At 63.5% G+C, this 23201-nt stretch carries 21 protein-coding genes and 1 tRNA gene; 13 read left to right on the top strand and 9 right to left on the bottom strand.

Annotation, left to right across the window (positions count from 1 at the left end; all coding sequences use genetic code 11):
* Window positions 1–27: 27 nt before the first annotated feature.
* Genes NKI64_RS22880 through NKI64_RS22860 form a run of 5 tightly spaced genes read left to right on the top strand, consistent with a single transcriptional unit; the run spans window position 28 to window position 5225 of the window.
* Complete coding sequence (locus NKI64_RS22880) at window positions 28–1569, top strand: sugar ABC transporter ATP-binding protein (protein ID WP_023696672.1); 1542 nt, start codon at window positions 28–30, stop codon at window positions 1567–1569.
* Window positions 1566–2543 (top strand): ABC transporter permease, encoded by a 978-nt coding sequence (locus NKI64_RS22875; protein WP_023696673.1) that lies wholly within the window; start codon window positions 1566–1568, stop codon window positions 2541–2543. Before NKI64_RS22880 ends, NKI64_RS22875 begins: the two co-directional genes overlap by 4 nt.
* Window positions 2540–3535 carry an ABC transporter permease gene (locus NKI64_RS22870; protein WP_023750005.1) on the top strand — a complete coding sequence of 332 codons (996 nt, stop codon included), beginning with the start codon at window positions 2540–2542 and terminating at the stop codon, window positions 3533–3535. The genes NKI64_RS22875 and NKI64_RS22870 overlap by 4 nt, the downstream gene beginning before the upstream one ends.
* A complete protein-coding gene (rhaM, locus tag NKI64_RS22865) occupies window positions 3535–3852 on the top strand; it encodes an L-rhamnose mutarotase (protein WP_023696675.1) in 318 nt (105 codons plus the stop codon). Before NKI64_RS22870 ends, rhaM begins: the two co-directional genes overlap by 1 nt.
* A complete protein-coding gene (locus NKI64_RS22860; protein WP_352670114.1) occupies window positions 3849–5225 on the top strand; it encodes an FGGY-family carbohydrate kinase in 1377 nt (458 codons plus the stop codon). The genes rhaM and NKI64_RS22860 overlap by 4 nt, the downstream gene beginning before the upstream one ends.
* Here the strand turns inward: NKI64_RS22860 and NKI64_RS22855 are convergent, their stop codons facing one another.
* Window positions 5226–7052, bottom strand: a complete 1827-nt coding sequence (locus NKI64_RS22855) for an alanine racemase (RefSeq protein WP_352670111.1) — start codon at window positions 7050–7052, stop codon at window positions 5226–5228.
* Between the two features lie 146 nt (window positions 7053–7198).
* On the opposite strand from NKI64_RS22855, the gene NKI64_RS22850 reads away from it, so the two are divergent.
* Entirely contained in the window at window positions 7199–7408 is a 210-nt protein-coding gene (locus NKI64_RS22850; protein WP_352670108.1) for a hypothetical protein, read from the top strand.
* Window positions 7409–7415: 7 nt separating this feature from the next.
* Here NKI64_RS22850 and NKI64_RS22845 read toward each other — a convergent pair whose 3' ends face one another.
* Both NKI64_RS22845 and galE read right to left on the bottom strand, forming a co-directional pair.
* Window positions 7416–8666: a D-amino acid dehydrogenase gene (locus NKI64_RS22845; protein WP_352670105.1), complete on the bottom strand. Its 1251-nt coding sequence runs from the start codon at window positions 8664–8666 to the stop codon at window positions 7416–7418.
* A gap of 114 nt (window positions 8667–8780) precedes the next feature.
* Complete coding sequence (gene galE / locus NKI64_RS22840) at window positions 8781–9776, bottom strand: UDP-glucose 4-epimerase GalE (protein ID WP_352670102.1); 996 nt, start codon at window positions 9774–9776, stop codon at window positions 8781–8783.
* A gap of 279 nt (window positions 9777–10055) precedes the next feature.
* On the opposite strand from galE, the gene hemA reads away from it, so the two are divergent.
* Window positions 10056–11333, top strand: coding sequence for a 5-aminolevulinate synthase (hemA, locus tag NKI64_RS22835; RefSeq protein ID WP_023711399.1), 1278 nt, complete (start codon window positions 10056–10058; stop codon window positions 11331–11333).
* 18 nt (window positions 11334–11351) lie between these two features.
* Here the strand turns inward: hemA and NKI64_RS22830 are convergent, their stop codons facing one another.
* The gene (locus NKI64_RS22830; RefSeq protein WP_023715343.1) at window positions 11352–12518 is read right to left on the bottom strand and encodes a pyridoxal phosphate-dependent aminotransferase; all 1167 of its coding nucleotides are present in this window, start codon (window positions 12516–12518) and stop codon (window positions 11352–11354) included.
* A gap of 157 nt (window positions 12519–12675) precedes the next feature.
* Window positions 12676–13095: a large conductance mechanosensitive channel protein MscL gene (gene mscL, locus NKI64_RS22825; RefSeq protein ID WP_023681933.1), complete on the bottom strand. Its 420-nt coding sequence runs from the start codon at window positions 13093–13095 to the stop codon at window positions 12676–12678.
* A 252-nt stretch (window positions 13096–13347) separates the two neighbouring features.
* Between mscL and NKI64_RS22820 the strand changes: the two genes are divergently transcribed.
* On the top strand, window positions 13348–16830 hold the full coding sequence (locus tag NKI64_RS22820) for a hybrid sensor histidine kinase/response regulator (RefSeq protein ID WP_352670098.1): 3483 nt from the start codon (window positions 13348–13350) through the stop codon (window positions 16828–16830).
* A 66-nt stretch (window positions 16831–16896) separates the two neighbouring features.
* Here NKI64_RS22820 and NKI64_RS22815 read toward each other — a convergent pair whose 3' ends face one another.
* Entirely contained in the window at window positions 16897–17556 is a 660-nt protein-coding gene (locus tag NKI64_RS22815; RefSeq protein ID WP_023715341.1) for a response regulator transcription factor, read from the bottom strand.
* A 117-nt stretch (window positions 17557–17673) separates the two neighbouring features.
* Window positions 17674–18102 (bottom strand): hypothetical protein, encoded by a 429-nt coding sequence (locus NKI64_RS22810; protein WP_352670095.1) that lies wholly within the window; start codon window positions 18100–18102, stop codon window positions 17674–17676.
* Between the two features lie 201 nt (window positions 18103–18303).
* On the opposite strand from NKI64_RS22810, the gene NKI64_RS22805 reads away from it, so the two are divergent.
* The 3 genes from NKI64_RS22805 to NKI64_RS22795 all read left to right on the top strand — a co-directional run bounded on the left by NKI64_RS22805 (window position 18304) and on the right by NKI64_RS22795 (window position 20156).
* Complete coding sequence (locus NKI64_RS22805) at window positions 18304–18654, top strand: DUF952 domain-containing protein (RefSeq protein ID WP_023692523.1); 351 nt, start codon at window positions 18304–18306, stop codon at window positions 18652–18654.
* On the top strand, window positions 18651–19727 hold the full coding sequence (locus NKI64_RS22800; RefSeq protein ID WP_023807730.1) for a quinone-dependent dihydroorotate dehydrogenase: 1077 nt from the start codon (window positions 18651–18653) through the stop codon (window positions 19725–19727). The genes NKI64_RS22805 and NKI64_RS22800 overlap by 4 nt, the downstream gene beginning before the upstream one ends.
* Before the next feature lie 114 nt (window positions 19728–19841).
* Window positions 19842–20156 (top strand): hypothetical protein, encoded by a 315-nt coding sequence (locus tag NKI64_RS22795; RefSeq protein WP_023692525.1) that lies wholly within the window; start codon window positions 19842–19844, stop codon window positions 20154–20156.
* Window positions 20157–20159: 3 nt separating this feature from the next.
* Here the strand turns inward: NKI64_RS22795 and NKI64_RS22790 are convergent, their stop codons facing one another.
* Window positions 20160–21497: an MATE family efflux transporter gene (locus NKI64_RS22790; RefSeq protein ID WP_352670272.1), complete on the bottom strand. Its 1338-nt coding sequence runs from the start codon at window positions 21495–21497 to the stop codon at window positions 20160–20162.
* Between the two features lie 215 nt (window positions 21498–21712).
* On the opposite strand from NKI64_RS22790, the gene NKI64_RS22785 reads away from it, so the two are divergent.
* On the top strand, window positions 21713–22615 hold the full coding sequence (locus NKI64_RS22785; protein ID WP_023827396.1) for a histone deacetylase family protein: 903 nt from the start codon (window positions 21713–21715) through the stop codon (window positions 22613–22615).
* A gap of 67 nt (window positions 22616–22682) precedes the next feature.
* Here NKI64_RS22785 and NKI64_RS22780 read toward each other — a convergent pair whose 3' ends face one another.
* Window positions 22683–22946 (bottom strand): DUF6460 domain-containing protein, encoded by a 264-nt coding sequence (locus tag NKI64_RS22780; RefSeq protein ID WP_023696688.1) that lies wholly within the window; start codon window positions 22944–22946, stop codon window positions 22683–22685.
* A gap of 180 nt (window positions 22947–23126) precedes the next feature.
* On the opposite strand from NKI64_RS22780, the gene NKI64_RS22775 reads away from it, so the two are divergent.
* Window positions 23127–23200: transfer RNA gene (locus NKI64_RS22775), tRNA-Gly, on the top strand.
* Window position 23201: the final 1 nt, after the last annotated feature.

Raw genomic sequence — 23201 nt, 5'->3', positions numbered from 1 at the left:
GACCTTGTTTCAGGGCTTGATACGGATATGGACACGACAGCCCAGCACGGCATTGCGAAGGAGGAGCCCACGGGTCCTGCCCCGCGCCTGACGCTGTCCGGCGTCTCCAAAAGCTTTCCCGGCGTGCGCGCGCTGCACAATGTCAGCCTGTCGCTTTACCCCGGCCAGGTTACGGCGCTGATCGGTGAAAACGGCGCCGGCAAGTCGACGCTGGTCAAGATCATGACCGGCATCTACCAGCCGGACGCCGGCACGATCAGCATTGACGGCCAGGCCGTCACCCTGCCCAGCGCGCATGCCGCCTTCGGCCACGGCGTCACTGCCATTCATCAGGAAACCGTGCTGTTCGACGATCTGAGCGTCGCCGAAAACATTTTTCTCGGCCATGCGCCGCGCACGCGGCTAGGCACCATCGATTGGCGCACCATGCGAAAACACGCGCGCGAAGTGCTCGACACCATGCATGCCGGCCATATCGACGCCGATGCGCGGCTGAAAGACCTCGGCATCGCCAACAAGCATCTGGTAGCGGTTGCTCGCGCGATGTCGATCGATGCGCAGATCGTCATCATGGATGAGCCGACCGCAGCCCTTTCGATGAAGGAGATCGAGGAGCTTTTCCTGCTGATCGAATTCCTCAAGGAGGAAGGCAAGGCGATCCTGTTCATCAGCCACAAGTTCGACGAGATCTATCGGATCGCCGATCGCTACACCGTGTTCCGCGACGGCGAGATGGTTGGCGAGGGCCTTATCAAGGATACCGGCCAGAGCCAGATCGTGCGCATGATGGTCGGCCGCTCGGTCGATCACATCTTTCCGCAACGCAACGCCGAGATCGGCGCGCCGGTGCTGTCGGTCGCTGGCCTTTCGCACCCGACCGAATTCAACGACATCGGCTTCGAACTGCACAAGGGCGAGATCCTCGGTTTCTACGGCCTTGTCGGCGCCGGGCGGTCAGAGGTGATGCAGGCGATATCGGGCATCACCCGCATATCGGGTGGAACGATCACGCTGGAAGGCAAGACGATCACGCCGAAATCGGCGGCGGATTCCATCGAAGCCGGCATCGTCTATGTGCCGGAAGAGCGCGGCAAGCAGGGCGTGGTGATCGGCCTGCCGATCTTCCAGAATGTCTCGCTGCCTTCGCTGAAGCGCACCTCCAAATCCGGCCTGCTGCGATTGTCGGAAGAATTCGCGCTCGCCCGCTCCTACACCGAGCGGCTTGACCTCAGGGCCTCCTCGCTCAGCCAGGATGTCGGCACGCTGTCGGGCGGCAACCAACAGAAGATCGTCATCGCGAAATGGCTGGCGACGGCGCCCAAGGTGATCATCCTGGATGAGCCGACCAAGGGCATCGACATCGGCTCCAAGGCCGCCGTGCACGGCTTCATGGCCGAGCTCGTCGCGCAGGGCCTGTCGGTGATCATGGTGTCGTCGGAACTGCCGGAGATTCTGGGCATGTCCGACCGCGTCGTCGTCATGCGCGAAGGGCTGGTTGCGGCGGTCTACGATAATAAGGGGCTGGACGCCGAAACGCTGGTCCGGACGGCAGCGGGGATCGCGGCATGAAGGCTCTCCTTAAATACCGCGAGATCTGGCTGGCAGCGGCGATCGTCGTTTTGATTGCTCTGATCTCGACGCGTTTCCCGGCCTTTGCCGACCCCGGCAATCTCGCCCAGGTGTTCAACGACACCTCGATCCTGATGATCCTGGCGCTGGGACAGATGGTCGTCATCCTGACCCGCTCGATCGACCTGTCGATGGCCTCCAACCTGTGCTTCACCGGCATGGTGGTGGCGATGCTGAACGCCGCGAATCCGGCGATCCCTATCCCGCTGCTGATCGTCATTGCGCTGGCCGTCGGACTGGTGCTCGGCGCCATCAACGGGCTGCTGGTGTGGCGGCTGAACATTCCGTCGATCGTGGTGACGCTGGGCACGCTCACCATCTATCGCGGCGCCACCTTCGTCCTCTCCGGCGGCGCCTGGGTCAATGCCGACAAGATGAGCCCGGACTTCATCGGCTTCCAGCGCGCAGCTTTCCTGGGCATTCCGGTTCTGTCCTGGATCGCCATACTGGTCATCGCGCTGTTCTTCGTGGTGATGACGCGAACCGCGCTTGGCCGTTCGATCTATGCCATCGGCGTCAACCCGACGGCGTCGGTCTATGCCGGCATCGATGTCGGCCGAACCAAATTCATCGTCTTCTGCATTTCCGGCATGATCGGCGGGCTCGCCGGTTATCTCTGGATTTCTCGTTATGTCATCGCCTCGGTCGAGGTCGCCAATGGCTATGAACTCAATATCATCGCCGCCTGCGTCATCGGCGGCATTTCGATTGCCGGCGGCATCGGCTCGGTCGGGGGCGCGGTGTTAGGGGCGCTGTTCCTCGGCATCATCTCCAACGCACTGCCGGTGATCAACATCTCGCCATTCTGGCAGATGGCGATTTCAGGCAGCGCCATCATCCTGGCCGTCGTGCTCAACGCGCGCGGCGAACGCCAGCAGGGGCGGATCATTCTGAGGAAGGCGGAGGCGGCATGACCGACACCCCCGCCCCGCGCCACATTCCAGACCGGCTCGACAAGCCGCTCTCTTCAGCGATCTTTTCCTGGGAAGCGCTGCTGGTCGTCGTGGCGGTCGCCATCTTCGCCATCAACAGTTTCGCATCGCCCTATTTCCTCGATGCCTATTCGCTGTCGGACCTGACCTTCAATTTCACCGAGAAAGGCCTGATCGCCTTCGCCATGGCGCTGCTGATCATTTCGGGCGAGATCGACCTGTCGGTCGCCGCCATCATCGCGCTCGCCTCGACCATGATGGGCATGGCGGTACAGGCCGGCGCCGACACGCCGGTGCTGGTGGCTATCGGCATCGTCGTCGGGCTCGGTTGCGGCGCCTTCAACGGCCTGTTGGTGACGAGGCTCGGCCTGCCGTCCATCGTCGTTACCATCGGCACGATGAGCCTGTTTCGCGGCATTGCCTTCATCATCCTCGGTGACCAGGCCTACAAGGGCTATCCCGAGAGTTTTGCTTTCTTCGGCCAGGGCTATGTCTGGTGGGTGGTGTCGTTCGAACTGGTGCTCTTCCTCATCGCGGCCGTCGCCTACTGGTTCCTGCTGCATCGCACCAGCTTCGGCCGCCGTGTCTTTGCCATCGGCAACAATCCGGTCGCGGCACAGTTTTCCGGCGTTCGTGTCGGCCGCATCAAATTCATCCTGTTTTGCCTGACAGGGCTGATGGCCGGCATCGCCTCGGTGCTGATCACCTCGCGGCTCGGCTCGACGCGACCGTCCATCGCGCAGGGCTACGAGCTTGAGGTCATCACCATGGTGGTGCTGGGCGGCGTCAGCATTCTGGGCGGCTCCGGCAGCATTTTAGGCGTCGTGCTCGCCGCCTTCATCATGGGGCTGGTGACCTTCGGCCTCGGCCTGCTCAACGTGCCCGGCATCGTCATGTCGATCTTCATCGGCCTGCTCTTGATCGTCGTCATCGCGCTGCCGATCGTCTGGCGGCGGCTGCGTGGTAACGGCTGATGCCTGAGAAATACGCCTTCAAGATGCAGCTCAAACCCGGCATGAAAGCCGAGTACAAAAAGCGCCACGATGAGATCTGGCCGTCGCTGGTGGCGCTGCTGAGAGAGGCCGGCGTCGCCGATTATTCGATCCATCTCGATGAAGACACCAACATCCTGTTCGGCGTGCTGTGGCGGCGCGACGACCATGGCATGGCCGACCTGCCGAAGCACCCGGTGATGCAGCGCTGGTGGGCGCACATGGCCGACATCATGGAGACCAGGCCGGACAACCAACCAATGGCCATCCCCCTGGAAACAATGTTCCATATGGCATGAGTGCGCTGCGCCACATCGCCGTCATCGACATCGGCAAGACCAACGCCAAGGTGGCGCTGGTCGATCTCGTCACGCTGAGCGAGGTGGGGTTGCGCCGCATGGCGAACGCGCCGCTGCGACAAGCGCCCTATCCGCATCACGATGTCGAGGCGCTGTGGACGTTTATCCTCAACAGCCTTGCCAGCCTCGACCGCGAACAGCGTATCGACGCGATTTCGATCACCACGCATGGTGCGACCGGCGTGCTGGTCGACGCCGCGGGCGAACTGGTGCTGCCTGTCCTCGACTATGAGTTCGACGGCCCCGACAGGCTGGCTACAGAGTATAGTGCGATCCGTCCGCCCTTCATTGAGACCGGGACGCCGCGCCTGCCGCTCGGCCTCAATCTCGGTGCGCAATTCTTCTGGCTTGAGAAGCGTTTTCCCACCGAATTCGCCAGGGCCGCCGCGATGCTGATGTATCCGCAATACTGGGCGCTGCGCCTGACCGGCGTTGCCGCCAACGAGGTGACCTCGCTCGGCTGCCACACCGATCTGTGGAGCCCTTGGGAGGCGGACTTTTCCTCGATGGTCGACAGGCTGGATTGGCGCAGGCTGATGGCGCCGGTGCGGCCGGCCAGGGACCAGCTCGGCCCGATCCTGCCTCCGCTTGCCGCGCGCACCAGGCTCGATCCGCAGACCCCGGTTTTCTGCGGACTGCACGATTCCAACGCCTCCCTATTGCCGCATCTTCTGTCCGACGAGCCGCCCTTCTCGGTCGTCTCAACCGGCACCTGGGTGGTATCGATGGTGGTCGGCGGCAGAGAGATTGCGCTCGATGCTGCGCGCGACACGCTGGTCAATGTCAGCGCGCTTGGCGCTCCCGTCCCCTCGGCGCGGTTCATGGGTGGCCGCGAATTTTCCCAGCTGACCAAGGACAAGCCGCAGGACTGCAGCGGCAGCGAGGTGCTGGCCGTTCTGACCGGAAAAATGCTGCTTTTACCTTCTACGCAGCAGGGGTCGGGACCGTTCCCGCACCATGCCGCGGAATGGCTTGATGCCGACGGCATCAGCAAAGGCGAGCGGTTCGCCGCCATTTCCTTCTATCTGGCACTGATGACGGCGACCTGCCTCGAGCTGATCGGCGCCGACGGCCCGACCACCGTGGAAGGACCGTTTGCTCGCAACCGGCTCTTTGTCGGCATGCTGGCGGCAGCGACCGCGCGCATCGTCATCGCCTCCGAGGCGGCCACCGGCACCAGCATCGGCGCGGCACTGCTCGCATCCGATCAGCCAGTGACGCACGGCAAGGGCCAAAGAATTGAGCCGCAGACCGACCCGGTCTGGGCGGCCTATGTCACCGCGTGGCGCGCGGCAGTCGACGCGCAAGGCTGATCACAAAATCCGCTTCCCAAAGGCCGACATGACGAAGTTGACGGCGTCGGCGCCGATCCGCGGCTCCAGACCGGCGGTCAGTCCGGAAACATCCATCGACAGCAGACCGCCGGACAGCGAGATCGCCTCCATTGCCTGATGCGTCTCGCGCACCGTCAGCCCGCCGGAGCCCGCAGCCCAGCCGGCGAATTCGGTCGCCGTCGGCGAATAGCTGAGATGGAAGCCTTGCGTGCCCGAGGTGGCGATGCGGATCGCCTCGTGCATGAGGTCGCGCATGCCCATGGCGTCGATGTCGGTCATGGTGAAGGCCGAGACACGCGAATCCTTGAGCACCCTTGCCTCCGCCGGATCGGCATGGCGCAGGCCGACGATGACGACATTTTCCGGCGACAGCTGCGGCTGCAGTGCGCAGGGCTTGTGATCGAGACCGAGCGCGCGGGCCAGCACCGAGACTTCAGGCATGTCTTTGGCCTCCTCGTCCTCGGGCATCAGGGCGGCGATGGAATCGATCCAGATCAGGCCGAAGGAATGCGTCGCGCGCGCCGTTGCGGTCAGCGCCTTGTGGGCGATACGGCGATCGGCGCCGGCAGCGAGCCGGATCAAGCCCGAGGGCGGCCGCTCGACGTCGGCGAGTTCGACCACGTCGAAATTCATCGCCTCCAGACGCGCGCCGGTTCCCTCGCGGGCGATAATCCCGCCGGCTTCCGGTTCGGCCGAGATCGACACCATCTTGCGGCCGGAGAAATCCGCGACGTCGTGCATCGGCGCCTTCTCGACATATTCCGAGGTCATCGCCAGAAGCATGGCGCCATAATTCATGCGGAAGGCGACACGGTCGCCGACGGTAGGTCGCGGATCGGCATCCTGCACATCGAGCAGCAGATGGTCGCTGGAAGCGCCGAGCACCCTCACCCCCTTGGCGATCGGCGTCAGCCCTTCGACCAGCACGTCCTCGCGGCCTATATTGGCGATGGCGCGCAGCCGGTCGCCCTCGTCGGCGAAGACCGGCTGGTTGCCGAAGGCGTCGTAGCCGGATGTGCCGATCGGCCGCGAAGGCTTGAGTTTGACCTCGATGATGTCGCTGGTCAGCCGGCAGGCATCGGGTTCGAGTTCGGGCCACGGCACGTCGCGAAAGGTTTCGACACCGCCTTGCAGGATCGCCTCGCCCACGCGCAGATTGTTGATGCCGGGCGGCAGCTTGCCTTCGAGCAGCAGCGTCAGCGATGACGAGGCGCCGCCGGAAATGAAGTCGAGGCTTTTGCCGGACAGGCGCTCGGTTTTGTAGGCATGGGCGACGAGTTGGCCAAGGTTCTCCGGCGTCGGCATTATGGCGCCGAAGCAGCCGAGATTGGTGCCGATGCCGGCGATGCGCACGCCCTTGAATTGTAGGATCTGCTCGACGGTGGGGATCAGGTCGCTTGGCCAGATGCCTTCGCGGAGATCGCCGAGATCGATCATCAGCATGATATCGTGGACGCGGCCCATGCGCTCGGCAATGCGCGATATCTCGCGGATGGTGGTCAGTTCCGACTGCAGGCTGATGTCGACGGTGCGCACGACCTCCTCTACGCGCGCCATGGGCGGGCTGCGCAGCAGCATGACCGGCGCATTGATGCCGCTGTCGCGCAGCCGGCGGATGTTTTCGAAGCGCGATTCCGCGATGCCGGCAACACCGCCGCGCAGCATGGCCCGCGCCACTTGCGGCATGCCGCATGTGCCCTTCGTAACTCCGAACACCTTGATGCCGGACAGCGCGCAGCGCTCGACGATGGTGCGGGCGTTGCGCTCGATGCGGCCAAGGTCGATAGCGACTTGCGGTCCCGACATTTCGTCACTCAGGGTTTGTAGAATCTGTCAGCCAGATGCATCTTCCAGATCGTCGTACGATATTTGTCAAACTTTGCGCAGTGACGGCCTCAATGTTGGAAACCAGAGCAATTGTATGTGGGCACGTCTTTCGATCGGAGAGGCCGGTGACGCTGGTCGTTCATCATTTCGATGGTGAGTGGCAACTGACCTGCGGCGAACATGATCATCCCGCGGACTGTGGAGATTTCGAAGTTATCGGTCTCGGCCATTTGACCGCCAGGCAGGAAAACTTGGCACAGATTGGCCAGCTTGAGCGCGGATGGCTTGCCGAATGGATGCACGGCGAATGGACTCGATGCCAACACGACGACTAGAGCTCCCTCAGTTCCCGTAGACCAGCCCTTGCGGGTCGATCTCCGGCTTGCGGCCGGCGACGAGGTCGGCCAGGAACTTGCCCGAGCCGCAGGCCATGGTCCAGCCGACATGGCCGTGGCCGGTGTCGAGGTAAAGGTTCTTGTATTTCGCCTTGCCGATGACCGGCACCGAGTTGGGCATCATCGGCCGCAGACCTGCCCACAACAGCGCCTTCTTCTCGTCGAAAGCGCCAGGGAAAAGGTCTTTGCCGGTGCTCAGCATAGACTTGAAGTCGCTGGGCTTGAAGCTGCGGTCGAAGCCGGTGAACTCGGCTGTCGAGGACATGCGCAGGCGGTTTCCGAGCCTGGAGTAACCAACCAGCCGGTCCTCGTCGGCGCCGCCCATGGTCGGTCCCTTGCTCTCGTCCTCCAGCGGGATGGTCGCGCTATAGCCTTTAACCGGATAGACGGGCAGGTCGATACCGTAGCGGCGGCCGATCAGGCCGCTCTCCGGACCCATGGCGATGACGACGGCGTCGCCCGTCACCGGGCCGGCCGAAGTCATGACCGCGCGCACCCGATCGCCCTCGATGTCGAGCCCCTCGACCGTGGTGTCGAACAGGAATCTGACGCCGAGTTTTTCGGCCGCATAGGCGGCGAGCCCGTCGACGAATATCCTGGAATCACCGGTCTGGTCGATCGGCGAATAAACGCCGCCGGCGATCTTCTCCTTCACCCCAGCGAGCCCTGGTTCCAGTTCGACCAGCCGGTCGCGGCCGACGATCTCGATTGGCAGGCCATGCTTTGCCAGAAACTGGTAATTGTCGGTGCCGGTGTCGAGGCTGTGCTGTGAGCGGAAGAAGTAGAGAATGCCCTTCTTGCGCTCGTCATAGTGGATGCCGGTGGCATCGGAGAGCGCGTTGATGCAGTCGCGCGAATAGAGCGCCAGGCGCAGTTTGACCTGGCTGTTGGCGCGCAGCCTCGCCACTGTGCACTGGCGCAGGAAGCGCAGGCTCCAGGCGAGGAAATAGGGATCGAAACGCAGCCTGACCTTGATGCCTAGATCATGGTTCCAAAGCGCGCGCAGGAAGGTCTTCAGCGCTGCCGGCGAGGCCCAGGCGGTGGCGTCGCCCGGCGACACCAGGCCGGCATTGGACTGGCTGGTGCCCCGCGCCGGCGCCGGATGGCGCTCGATGACGGTGACCTCATGGCCATCGGCGGCCAGATAATACGCGGCCGCGGTACCGACAACACCGGCTCCAAGCACCGTTATCTTCATTCCACCCCCAAAGCTCTTCGCGGCGCAGCGCCTCCACGCCGCATCGCCAATGCCTTCAATAGCGCTTCGCCGCGCGCCTTGCGAGCCCTCGGGAAGTATTGGGAGCCTCTGGGCTCAGCCCCGCGCGGAGTTCTTGCCGATGAGGATACGCTCCCAGGCGAGCGCATCAGTGACGATCTGGTCGAGATCGTCGCGCTGCGGGGTCCAGCCGAGTTCGGCGCGGGCGAGATCCGAATTGGCAACCACGGCGGCGGCGTCGCCGGGGCGCCGGTCGCCCATCTTGACCTCGAAATCCCGGCCGAAGGCGCGCCGCACGCTGTCGATGACCTCGAGCACCGAATAGCCGTGGCTGTAGCCGCAATTGGCGACGAGGCTGCCGCCGCCGGCGCGCAGACGCTGCAGCGCCAGCCGGTGCGCCGCGGCCAGGTCGCTGACATGGATATAATCGCGCATGCAGGTGCCGTCCGGCGTCGGATAATCGGTGCCGAACACCTGCATGAAGGGGCGTTTGCCGAGCGCGGTCTCGCAGGCGACCTTGATCAGATGCGTGGCGCCAGGCGTCGACTGCCCCGTCCGGCCCCTGGGATCGGCGCCGGCGACGTTGAAGTAGCGCAGCGCCGTGTAGCGCAAGGGATGCGCAAGCGCTGCATCGCGCAGCATCCATTCGCTCATCAGCTTGGACAGGCCGTAGGGCGATTCCGGCGCCAGGCGGGCATCCTCGCGCACCGGCTCAAGGCCTGCGCCGCCATAGACGGCAGCGGTCGAGGAGAAGATGAAATGGGGGACACCCTCTCGTACCGCGGTTTCGATCAGCGTGCGGGTCTTCGAGGTGTTGTTCTCGTAATAAGCGAGCGGATCGGCAACCGATTCCGGCACCACGATCGACCCGGCGAAATGGATGATCGCGTCGACCTTGTTGTCCCGAATGATTGAGGCGACCAGTTCCTTGTCGGCAACGTCGCCGACGACCAGCTTGGCCTCCGGCGCCACCGCCCACTCGAAGCCGGTGGAAAGGCGGTCGAGCACGACGACGCTCTCACCCACATCCAGCAGTTCCCAGACCATATGGCTGCCGATATAGCCGGCGCCGCCCGTTACCAAAACCGTCATCCGCGTCCTCTTTTACTTATGATTTATCGGAAACTGTCTCAATGACCGCCTTACTGGAAAGCCTTCGGCAAGGCCATTAGAAACGCCTGAATGTTAAATTCGTAACAGTCTCACCGGCCTGTGGCGTCGTACGGAAACAAAATTGATCCACATCAAGGGAATAGGCCACGATATGGGATCGTTAGAAACAGGCGTGGGGCGTGGCATTTTGACCAAAATGGCCCGGTGGACGACGAATGGGCCAACGATTATGATCCCGCGCAAAACTGGGAAGGCGACATGAACTATCAGCGGTTCTTCGAGGAAGCGATCGACCAGCTCCACGCCGAGCGGCGCTACCGGGTTTTCGCCGATCTCGAGCGCATTGTCGGCAAGTTTCCGCGCGCCATCTGGCGTTCCAACGGCCGCGCCGAGGAAATCACCGTCTGGTGCTCCAACGACTATCTCGGCATGGGCCAGAACCCCGATGTCATCGCCGCTTTCCAGAACGCGGCCGGCAAGATGGGTTCGGGTGCCGGCGGCACCCGCAACATTTCCGGCACCTCGAACCCGTTGGTCGAGCTCGAGCTGGAACTGGCCGACCTGCACGACAAGGAAGCCGCGCTCGTCTTCACCTCCGGCTTCGTCTCCAACGAGGCCTCGATTTCGACCATTGCGCGGCTTTTGCCCAACTGCCTGATCATTTCAGACGAGTTGAACCATGCCTCGATGATCGAGGGCGTACGGCGCTCGGGCGCCGAAAAGAAGATTTTCCGCCACAACGACGTCGCGCATCTCGAAAGCCTGCTGCAGGTGGCGGGCCGCGAACGCGCCAAGCTGATCGTGTTCGAGAGCGTCTATTCGATGGATGGCGACATCGCGCCGATCAAGCAGATCGTCGAACTGGCCGAACGCTACAACGCCATGACCTATATTGACGAGGTCCATGCCGTCGGCATGTACGGACCGCGCGGCGGCGGCATCACCGAGCGCGAGGGGCTGGCCGACCGCATCGACATCATCGAAGGCACGCTGGCCAAGGCGTTCGGCACGCTGGGCGGCTATATCGCCGGCAACAGCGCAGTCATCGACGCGGTGCGCTCCTATGCGCCGGGCTTCATCTTCACCACGGCGCTGCCGCCGGCCATCGCCGCCGCCGCCACCACGTCCATCCGCCACCTCAAGCGCTCGCAGGCCGAGCGCGATGCGCAACAGCGCCAGGCGTCGCGGACCAAGGAGGTTCTGTCTGCAGCTGGCCTGCCGGTGATGGAATCGCCGACCCATATCGTGCCGGTGCTGGTCGGTGACCCCGAACTCTGCAAGATGGCCAGCGACCGTCTGCTCGGCGTGCACGGCATCTACATCCAGCCGATCAACTATCCGACCGTGCCGCGCGGCACCGAGCGGCTGCGCATCACGCCGACGCCGTTCCATACCGATGCGCTGATTGCGGGACTGCAGGACGCGCTGGTCGAGACATGGGATGCGCTGGGCATTCCCTATGGCTCCGCAGGGCGGCCCACTGTCGCCAAGAGCGACCGGATTGTGCCGCTGCTGGTGCCGAAGTCGGGCGGCTGAAGCCGCCGGCCATTTATCTCAAACCGTCCTCATCCATCCCGCCAAGCGATGTGCCGCTTCCTCGAGCTGGTCGAGGCGGCGGTGGAAGCACAGGCGCAAAAACGCCTCTCCGCCAGGGCCGAAGGCGGTGCCCGGCGCCAGGCCGACATTGGCCTTGTCGACGATGTCGAAAGCAGCCCGGCGCGGATCGGTGATGCCGTCGACCGTGAAAAACAAATAGAACGCGCCTTGCGGCACGGTGAAGCGCGCTTTGCCGGTTGCGCCGAGAATATCGCAGACCAGGTCGCGCGCTTTCCTGGCGCGCTCCACCTGCTCGACGATGAAGGCATCACCGTGGTCCAGCGCCGCGACGGCGCCGCGCTGCATGAACTGGGCGACGCCTGAGGTCGAATACTGGATCAGGTTCTCGAACACCTGCTGCAGCTCGGGATGGGTCTTGATCCAGCCGACGCGCCAGCCGGTCATCGCCCAGTTCTTGGAAAAGGAGTTGACGAACAGGATGCGGTCTTCCGCGGTCGAAATGTCGAGGAAGGACGGCGCACGGCCGTGGCCGTAGTGGAACAGCGAATAGATCTCGTCGGCGATGATCCACAGGCCCTTTTCGCGGGCGAGATTCAGGATCGCCTGCAGTGTTTCCTTATCGGCCGTCCAGCCGGTCGGGTTCGATGGCGTGTTGACGAACAGCGCCTTGGTGCGCGGCGTCACCGCAGCTGCAATCTTGTCGACATCGCAGGACCAGCCATTGCCGGACTGGTCGAGCGTGACCGCAACCGGGGTAGCGCCGGAAATACCGGCGGCGGCGGCGAAATTCGGCCAGGCCGGGGAGAGATAGACCACCTCGTCGCCGCTGCCGGCGACCGCTGCTAATGCCAACTGAATGGCATGCATGCCGGAACCGGTGGCGATGAATTCCTCTTCGGCGAAGCTCTTGCCGAAATGCCTGGCATAGTAGCGAGAAAGCGCTTGCCTCAGCTCCGGAATGCCTTTCTGCCAGGTATAGAAGGTCTCGCCATTGGCGAGCCCCTTGGCGGCGGCTTCCGAAATGAAGGCAGGCGTCGGCAAATCGCCTTCACCGGCCCAGAGCGGGATCATGCCCTCGCGCGTACGGCCGTAATTGACGACGGCGACAATGCCGCTTTCGGGGGCGGCCACCGCTTCGGCGCGCAAGCTATCGATCAGGGTCATGACAGGTCCGTTTTGATGTCTGCTTTGATGCATGTCATTATCCAGAACCGCTGCGCACTTATGGGCGACATGCATTGGCGGATGCTCTTAGCAGATGCGGCAACAGAAAACCCCGGCCGCGAACGACCGGGGTTTTGGTCCAGAAATCTGGCCTTGTCTATTTCCTGGCGAGGAGATCGCGAATTTCGGTGAGCAGTGCGACGTCAGCCGGCGGCGGAGCCGCAGGTGCGGCCGGCTTCTCGCGCTCGAGCCGCTTGCGCATGTTGTTCACGGCCTTGACCATAAGGAAGATGATGAAAGCCAGGATGACGAAATTCAGCGCCACGGTGATAAAATTGCCGTAGGCGAACACCGCGCCTTCCTTACGCGCGTCGGCAAGATTGGTCGAATGCACTGTTGATGAGAGGCCTATGAAGTAGTTGGAAAAGTCGACGCCACCAAGTGCGCCGATGAAAGGCATGATGATGTCATTGACAAGAGAATCGACGATCTTGCTGAAGGCCGCGCCGATGATGACGCCGACCGCAAGGTCCATCACATTTCCTTTGGAAATGAATTCCTGGAATTCTTTCAGCATTCGACCCTCCTTGTCATGACGGACCGCGCTGCCGCCGTCCCTCCGGCGTCGGCCCGTGCGCACCATAACAAGAACCTGCGGTTGCAACAGAAGCAAAAGCTGGAAAACACCGCTTTCTCCTTACCTTGGGTCACGGTTCGACAGGGCGGCGTCGCGGCCATGCGCCGGAAAGCCGCGATGGACTTGACCTTAGAGCTGTGATTGCCTCTGGGCAGGCCGGGGTGAAAGCTGGCCGAGGAGGATTTTCGGGCCGTGCAGGGCTGGTTCATCGTCATCATTGCGGTCGCCTATGTAACGCTGCTGTTCGTCATCGCCAGCCTCGGCGACCGGCGTTCAACGGCGCTGGGACCCGGCCGCGCCCGGCCCTTCATCTATGCGCTCAGCCTCGCCATCTACTGCACCTCCTGGACCTTCTTCGGCTCGGTCGGCCTGTCGTCCGAGCGCGGCCTCGAATTTTTGGGCATCTACACCGGGCCGGTGCTGGTGTTCGTGTTCGGCTTTCCGCTGCTCAATCGCATCGTGCGGCTGGCCAAGAGCGAGAAGATCACCTCGATCGCCGACTTCCTCGGCGCGCGCTACGGCAAGAGCTTTGCCGTCTCGGCGATCGCCACGCTGATCGCCACCATCGGCGCGGTGCCCTATATCGCACTGCAATTGAAGGCCATCTCCGGTTCGGTCGGCCTGATGGTCGAGCATTATACGGGATCGCCGCCCTCCTTCGATCCCTTCGTCAGCGACATCTCGCTGGTGGTGGCCATGCTCTTGGCGCTGTTTGCGGTGCTGTTCGGCACCCGCCATGCCGACGCCACCGAGCACCAGGACGGGCTGGTGCTGGCGGTGGCGGTCGAAACCGTGGTCAAGCTCGCCGCCTTCCTGGCGATCGGCCTGATGGTCACCTTCCTGATCTTCGGTGGCCCGGGCGACATGATCGACAAGCTGGCCGAAAACAGCCAGGTGCGGCAAGCCATGGGCTACAACACCTCGCTCGCCACCTGGCTGGTGCTGACTTGCCTGAGCGGCTTTGCCATCATCATGCTGCCGCGCCAGTTCTACGTCTCCATCGTCGAGAACCGCGGCGAGGCCGAACTGCGCACCGCGACCTGGGTGTTTCCGCTCTATCTCGTGGCGATAAACCTGTTCGTGCTGCCGATCGCCTTCGCCGGCCTGGCGCTGGTCGGCGCCAAAACCACCAGTGACCTCTATGTGCTTGCGCTGCCCTTGTTCGGCGGCCATGACTTCCTCGCCATGGCCGCCTTCATCGGTGGGCTGTCGGCGGCGACCGCCATGGTGATCGTCGAAAGCGTGGCGCTGTCGATCATGATCTCCAACGACCTCGTCATCCCGCTGTTCGTGCGCCGCCTGCTCAAGACCACGACCTCTGAGAATGAGGATTGGTCGACGCTCATCCTCAACGTGCGGCGCGGCGCCATCTTCATCCTGTTGTTCATCGCCTTCCTCTACTACCGCGAAAGCACCAACTCGGCGCGGCTGTCGTCGATCGGCCTGATGTCGTTCGCGGCAATCGCCCAATTCGCGCCGGCGCTGATCGGCGGGCTGATCTGGCGCGGCGCCAATGGCCGCGGCGCGGCCCTTGGCATGGTCGCCGGCATCCTCGTCTGGGGCTATACGCTGCTTTTGCCGTCGCTCTCGGCAGCCGACGCGGACATCGTCGTGCAGGGGTTGTTCGGTTTCGAGGCGCTGCGGCCGCAGGCTCTGTTCGGCACCGTCGCCGAACCGTTGAACCACGGCGTGCTCTGGAGCCTGTCGGTCAACACGCTGTTCTTCGTGCTCGGCTCGCTGTCGCGCGCGTCAGTACCGCTGGAGCGTATCCAGGCGTCGATCTTCGTGCCGCGCGAATCCGGCCCGATGCCCAGCCTGCGCCGCTTCCGCACCGCCATCACCGTCAACGTGCTGAAAGACACCATCTCGCGCTACCTCGGCGTCGAGCGCACCGAGCGCTCCTTCCAGTCCTTCGAAAAGAGCACTGGCGTCTCGCTGCACGGCAATGAGCAGGCCAGCATGGATGTCATCCGCTTTTCCGAGCAGCTGCTGGCGAGCGCTGTCGGCTCGTCTTCGGCGCGGCTGATCCTGTCGCTGCTGTTTCGCCGCAACGACCGCGAGTCCAAGGACGCCTTCCGCCTGCTCGATGACGCCACCGAAGCGCTGCAGCACAATCGCGACCTGTTGCAGATCGCGCTCGACCAGATGGAACAGGGCATTACCGTCTTCGACCGCGATTTCCGCCTGATCTGCTGGAACAGACAATATCGCGCGCTGTTCGACCTGCCCGACGAGATGGGCCAGGTCGGCGTCTCGCTCGACCGCATCCTGCGCCACCTCGCCGAGCGCGGCGATATCCCGGCCGACCAGCGCGTGGCGATGCTCAACCGGCTGACCAGCTTCGTCAGCCCATGGCAGATGGAGTTGACGACCAGTGGCCGAATCCTCGAACTGCGTTCCAACCCGATGCCGGACGGTGGCATCGTTGCCACCTATGCCGACATATCAGGACGCGTCGAACAGGATTTGGCGCTGAAGCGGGCCAATGAATCGCTGGAGCAGCGGGTCAAGACGCGTACCATCGAACTGACTAGGGTCAATGAGGAGCTGGCGCAGGCGCAGATGCTGGCCGAGGAGGCCAATCTGGGCAAGACGCGCTTCCTCGCCGCCGCCGGCCACGACATCCTGCAGCCGCTGAACGCCGCCCGGCTCTACTGCTCGTCGCTGATCGAAAAGGCCGGCAAGGGCCCGGCCGGCAAGGCCGCTATCAACATCGAATCCTCGCTGGAATCGGTCGAGACGATCCTGGGCGCCGTGCTCGACATTTCCCGCCTCGACGCCGGCGCGATGAAACCGGACGACAGCGCCTTCCGCCTGGACGGGCTGCTGCGCCAGATCGGCAATGATTTTCAGCCGCTCGCCGCCGAAAAGAAACTCGATCTGACGATCATAGCCTCGTCGCTCAGCGTGATGACGGACCGCAACCTACTGCGCCGGCTGATCCAGAATCTGGTCTCCAACGCCATCAAATACACCCCCCATGGCCGCATCCTGGTCGGCGTGCGACGGCGCGGCGAACTCGCCGAAATCCAGGTGATCGACACTGGCATCGGCATTGCCGGCGACAAGCTGAACACGGTCTTCAACGAGTTCACCCGGCTGGACGAAGGCGTGCGCGAAGCCGAAGGTCTCGGCCTTGGCCTGTCCATCGTCGACCGCATCGCGCGGGTACTGCGGCTCGAGATCCAGATCTTTTCCAACCCGGGCAAGGGTACGCGCTTTTCCGTTATCCTGCCGGTTGCGGCGGTTGAGGCGCCGCGGCGCGAGGTCGAGCCGAAGGCGCCTGCCCGCACCGCGAATTCGCTGGCCGGCCTGCGCGTCATGTGCATCGACAACGACCCTCGCATTCTCGATGGCATGCGGCTTTTGCTCGAAGGCTGGGGCTGCAGCGTCGGCACGTTTTCGGGTTCGGAGGATTTTGGCAGGGCCGATCGTCCCGACATCGTGCTTGCCGACTATCATCTCGATGGCAGAAGCGGCCTCGACATCATCGCGCGCCTGCGTGACATCCATGGTTCGGACCTGCCGGCCGTGCTGGTCACCGCCGACCGCTCCACCGAGGTCCGTGCCGCTGCCGCCGCCATTGACGTGCCGGTGATCAACAAGCCGCTGAAGCCGGCCGTGCTACGCTCGATGATGGCCAGGGTCAGGCCGCTGGCGTCGGCGGCCGAGTAGAGTCCTATCTCTTTGTTTTTGCGCAATTCCCAAGGGAAAGCGCTACGCACTTTTCCTGGAATAGCTTTAGCCTGCTGGCTGCAACGGATCGCTGCCGATCTTGGACAGCTGGATCACCGCCTGGGTGCGGCTGTCGACGCCGAGTTTCTGCAGGATGGCCGAGACATGCGCCTTTACAGTCGCTTCGGAGACGCTGAGCTCGTAGGCGATCTGCTTGTTGAGCAGGCCTTCGGCCAGCATGCCGAGGACACGCGTCTGCTGCGGCGTCAGCGCCTGCAGCCGCTTGATCAGGTCGGATATTTCGGGGTCGCGCTCGACGCCGAGGTCGATGCCGACGGGCGCGGCGATATCGCCTGCCAGCACCGATTGCACAGCGCTGCGGATTTCCTCCATGCTGGCCGATTTGGAGATGAAGCCGGATGCGCCGAGATCGAGCGCACGCCGGATGGTCACCGGGTCGTCATGCGCCGACACCACCACAAGGGGCACCGCCGGGTGGATGCCGCGCAGCGCGATCAAGCCGGACAGGCCGCTGGCGCCCGGCATCGACAGATCGAGCAGCACCAGGTCGACATCCTCATTGGCCACGACCAGCGCCTTGGCGCTTTCGAAATCGCCGGCCTCGTGAATGGCGGCGACATCGCCGACGCCGGCAAGCGCCTCTTTCAAGGCGCCGCGGAACAGCGGATGGTCGTCGGCAATGACGAAGGTGTAGCCCGACGGCAAATGTTCCTCCCCAAATCCCTTATTGATTATCGGCTTTTACGGGACCGGACGATTATGCGGCGAAGCGCTTTGTTTCAAGCGGCAATGGCCGGACGGGGCATTTCCCCGCCGGGCAGTTCAGGTCTTTTTCGAATTGAGATTGGCGCCGTCATCCTTGTCCATCTCCTTGACGATGCCCATGAAGCCGCGCAGCATGCGCTCCATATAGCTCATCGTCTTGTCGAAATCCTCCTCGCTCGGCAGCTTCGATTCGAGGCGGGCGGACAGCGAGTTCTCGAGCTTGGCGACGCGTTCGTCCATTGCTTTCATCGAGGCCTGCAAACGGTCGACTTCCTCCTGGAAGGCGGCGCGTTCGTCGGCGGCCATCTTGCAGATGAGCTGGCCGGAGCGCTCCTCGCAGATCGACATGGCGCCGGTCCGGGTGTCCATACGGACATAACCGTTGGCGGATTTTTCCAGCCGGTAGCGGTCGGTCTCTTCGGACCAGGCCGATGCCGCAACCAGCGAGACCAGTGCGGCGGGGATCAGTATGTGCTGCAGACGCATGTTCCATCCTCCACGAGCCAGTATGCGCAACCTATCAGAGCTTTGCGCCGTAAATGCGGACGAGTTGCCCTTCCCCGCATGAGCCATCCGGACCAGAGCGGGTCGCCGTTCCACGGCGCTCCGCTCTATCTCCTTGTTTTAACGCAATTCCGGGCGGAAAACCGCTTCACACTTTTCCTGGAATTGCTTTATAGCGCAACAATGTCTCAGATCATCTACAAGATCGCGCCCGAAGCCCTTTGGCGCGAGGCCGAGAAAAACGGCCGCTTCACCGGCGCTCCGATCGACGTCGCCGACGGCTTCATCCATTTCTCCACTGCTGATCAGGCCAGGGAGACGGCGGCGAAGCATTTCGCCGGCCAGACGGATTTGCTGCTGATCGCCATCGACGGGGCGCTGCTCGGTGACCCGCTGAAATACGAGGTCTCGCGCGGCGGCGCGCTGTTTCCGCATCTCTATGGCGTGCTCGACATGAACGCCGTGCTGTGGGTGAAACCATTGCCGCTCGGCGCTGATGGCGCACACCAGTTTCCGGCGCTGGAGGCCGAATGAGCGTGTTCGATCGCATCGGCCAGAAACTGCTGTTCACCTTCGATCCGGAAACGGCGCATGGCATGTCGATCGCGGCGCTGCGATGCGGTCTGCCGGTCGGCGCGCGGACGGTGCGCGACGACAGGTTGAAGCTCAGCCTCTGTGGCATCGCCTTCCCCAATCCGCTCGGCATGGCCGCAGGCTATGACAAGAATGCCGAGGTGCCTGACGCGCTGCTTGGCCTCGGCTTCGGCTTTGCCGAAGTCGGCACCGTGACGCCGCTGCCGCAGGCCGGCAATCCGAAGCCGCGCATTTTCCGGCTGGCTGAGGATGATGCGGTGATCAACCGGCTGGGTTTTAACAATGAGGGCCACGAAGCGGCCGAGATGCGCCTTGCCGCGCGCAAGGGACGCGTCGGCATCGTCGGCGTCAACATCGGCGCCAACAAGGACAGCGCCGATCGTGTCCATGACTATGAGCTCGGCGTCTCCCGCTTTGCGAAATACGCCAGTTATCTCACCGTCAACATCTCGTCGCCCAACACGCCCGGCCTGCGCAACATGCAGGCGCGCGAACAGCTCGGCGAACTTCTGGCTCGCGTCATATCGGCCCGTGGCTCGGCATCGGCCCAGCCACCAATCTTTCTCAAGGTCGCACCCGATCTGGTCGAGGCCGAGCTTGAAGACATCGCCGCCGAAGTGACCGAAAAGCAGATCGACGGCGTCATCGTCTCCAACACGACGCTCTCGCGATCCGGATTGCGTAGCCCAAGCGGCGCCGGCGAGACCGGCGGTCTCTCGGGAAAACCGCTGTTCGAGCGTTCGACCATCGTGCTGGCCAAGATGCGTCGGCTGCTCGGGCCGGAGCGCGCCGTCATCGGCGTCGGCGGCGTCGATTCCGCCGAGACCGCGCTGGAGAAAATCCGCGCCGGCGCCGACCTCGTGCAGCTCTATACCGGCATGGTCTATGCCGGACCGGCGCTGCCCGGCCGCATCCTTGCCGGCATGGCGAAGTTCGCCGACAGGGAACAGCTGACGTCCTTGCGCGGCCTGCGCGACAGCCGGCTCAGCGAATGGGCGGCAAAGCCGCTTTGATTTGACGGCCAAGCTACGCCGTTGATGCGCAGCGAAAGTGGCCGCTGTCCGTCTCACGCCATATTTAGAGCACACAGGACCTGTCAGCTTGTTCGATTGAAAAGCGAGGCTGCAATGCCATCGGCTGCGGTTTTCATTCTTGCGTCCATGGCTGCTCCCTTTGGCGATGGTCAACTGGAGCCCTATGTGCGGCAACTTTGCCAGGCCGCTGCTGTGAATGCCTTGCCCGCGAACGTCTCGTCGACCACCGCATTGCAGTCAGCCGCCGTTTGCTTCTTTGTCTATTCCGATATGCCTTCTGCTGGGCAGCCCGCCAAAAACTGCCATGCAGTCGTCGCGGCGCTTGCGCCTTCCGACATCGGGACGGCCATGGACGTTTGCGAGGCAGCAGGCGAGCTGACGCGAAATTGGGCTAATGGCCGTTTCTGAGGGCTAAAACGCCTCCCGCACCCTCACCCGCAAAGTCGCCAGCAGGCTGAAGCCGCGCACCAGCAGGAAAACGTGCAGCGCCGCCCACAGGCCGTGATTGCCGAGAGACGGCGCCAAGCTGAACAATGCGGCGCTGAAGGCCAGGAACGACACCAGCATCATGTTGCGCATGTCGCGCGACCAGGTAGCGCCGATGAAGACGCCGTCCATCTGGAAGGCCAGCACGCCGCTCAGCGGTGTCAGTGCCGCCCACGGCAGATAGATGTCGGCAACAGCACGAACATCCGGCGACGTGGTGATCAACGAAATCAGGCCGGCGCCGCCGAGCCAGAAGATCAGCGTGGCGGTTCCGGCGAGGCCGAACCCCCAGAATAAGGTCAGACGTACCGCCCGGCGGAACGCCGTCTCGGCACGTGCGCCGATCGCGCGTCCCGCCAACTGTTCGGCCGCGGTGGCGAAACCGTCGAGAAAATAGCCGGCGACGAGGAAGAAGTTCATCAGCACGGCATTGGCGGCCAGCGTCAGCGTGCCGAACTGCGCGCCCTGGCGGGTGAACAGCGCGAAAGCGGCGAGCAGCGAGAACGAGCGGATCATGATATCGCGGTTGAGCGACAGCATGCGCAGGAAAGCGGGCATGTCGAGCAGGCGATGCCGCGGCAGGCGGGGTGCGGCCCGGAAGCGCCAGACAACGATGGCGAGACCCAGCAGCATGGCCAGACATTCGCCGGTGACGGTCGCCCAGGCCACGCCGGCGACGCCCCAGCCAAGCTTCAGGCCGAGCAGGATGCAAAGCACGATGTTGATGCCGTTGAGCACCGCCTGCAGCATCAGCCCAAGCCCGCCCTCGCCGCGTCCAAGGACATAGCCGAGGATGGCGTAGTTGATCAGCGTGAAGGGGGCGGCGAGCATTCTGATGTGGATATAGACGCCCATCGCCTCGCCGACGCGCGCTTCGCCGCCGATGAATTTCTGGCCGGCGATGGCAATCAGCGGCGCAAGGACGACAAGCACGATGCCGGCGGCGACCGCGATCAGCACGGCGCGCCAGAACACCGCCTGCTCCTCCAGTTCGTCGCCGCGCCCAAACGCCTGGGCGACGAGGCCGGTGGTACCGGAGCGCAGGAAATTGAAGGTGCTGAAGACCACGTCGAAGACCAGCGCCCCGGCCGCCAGGCCGCCGAGCAGGGCGGCATCGCCGAACTGCCCGACCACCGCCGTGTCGACGATGCCGAGCAGCGGCGTCGTCAGATAGGCGAGCGTCATCGGCACGGCGATGGCGAGCACCGAACGGTTGGTGACGGCGAAGGGTCTCGCGTCGGCTGGGATTGCACCCGTGTCCAGGGGACTGCTGCCTTGCTGATTGCGGCTTGATCGAACAGCCGATGTGCCCCATTTTCCGGCCACCGCGCAATCACTCTTGCCGTGACGGCCAACCGAAATGTTCTTCTGGCGAGCCCGCCGGATCCGAGTACTGGTTTTAAGCAATTCCCAAGGGGAAGCGCTACGCGCTTCTCCCGGGAAAACCGCTGCACACTTTTCCTGGAATTGCTTTAGCCATGCCCCTGCAGATCGTCCATCATCCCGACTACGATGCCGGCTTCGCCGTCAATCATCGCTTTCCGATGAGCAAATATCCGCTGCTGATGCAGGCCTTGCATATCAGGGGTCTGATCCATGCGGGGGCGCTGTCGATGCCCGAGCCGGCGCCGGCCTCCTGGCTGAAGCTCGCCCATGCGGCTGATTATGTCGACCAGGTCATCACGTGTTCAGTGCCTGAAAAGATCGAGCGCGAGATCGGCTTTCCCGTGGGACCGCGCGTTTCGCTCAGGGCGCAACTCGCCGCCGGCGGCACGGTGCTGGCGGCGCGACTGGCGCTTATCGATGGCATTGCCTGCAACAGCGCCGGCGGCAGCCACCATGCGCGGCGCGCGCAAGGCGCGGGCTTCTGCACCTTCAACGATGTTGCCGTCGCTTCGCTGGTGCTGCTAGCCGAAGACGCGGTGAAAAACATCCTGATCGTCGATCTCGATGTGCATCAGGGCGACGGCACCGCGGACATCCTGAAAGACGAGCCACGCGCGTTCACCTTTTCCATGCATGGCGAGCGCAATTATCCGGTGCGCAAGATTGCCTCCGATCTCGACGTTGCCCTGCCGGACGGCACCGGCGATGGCGCCTATCTCGAACGGCTGGGTGTCCTCCTGCCGGAGCTCTCGGCCAAGGCGCACTGGGACATCGTCTTCTACAATGCCGGTGTCGACGTGCATGCCGAGGACCGGCTCGGCCGGCTATCGCTCAGCGATGACGGCGTGCGTGCCCGCGACGCCATGGTGATCGGTCATTTCCGCGCGCTGGGCATCCCGGTCTGCGGTGTCATCGGCGGCGGCTATTCGACCGATGTCGCAGCGCTCGCGGCGCGCCACGCCATCCTGTTCGAGGTGGCGTCGGACTTTGCCTGAGTGGCCTTTGGTTTGAGCACAATCTTTTCCGAAAACCGGTTTCCACTTTTCGGGATCGTGGTCCGCTTCACTTCCGGTAGTTCGCGAGCCTGAGCAGGATGAACACCGGCACGACGATCGCGGCGCCGAGCAGGATATAGCCCAAGAAGCGATAGACCGCGTTGAAGCCGAGGTTCCAAAGATCGATGAAGAAACCCTGGATGCGGTAGAAGACGTCCATCGGCGTCCAGCCGAACGCATTCATGACCAGGCCGACCAGGAACGACACGACCAGCAGCTTGACGATCACCCTGACGGGCGAGTCACCGAGAAAGCGCGTCACTGTGGACAAGGGGCCTGCCTCCAGATTGGTGTGCCCGGATTCGGGGTACAAACCCACGAATACGCACTTGCTGCGCCCGCATCAAGGCGGGCGGACGGCGCAATCGGTCGGGTTTCCAACAGCCGTTTCCGAACAGCTGTCCAAGGGCGATTGCCCGAAGCACGCCCATCATGATATCGAGAGGCCGACGCGGGTATGATGTAATGGTAGCTTGTCAGCTTCCCAAGCTGAACGCGAGGGTTCGATTCCCTCTACCCGCTCCAG

This window comes from Mesorhizobium sp. M0478, from assembly GCF_040321305.1.
GTDB lineage: Bacteria > Pseudomonadota > Alphaproteobacteria > Rhizobiales > Rhizobiaceae > Mesorhizobium.
The sequence above is the reverse complement of the archived record's forward strand: the minus strand, read 5'-3'. Positions and strand labels throughout refer to the sequence as shown.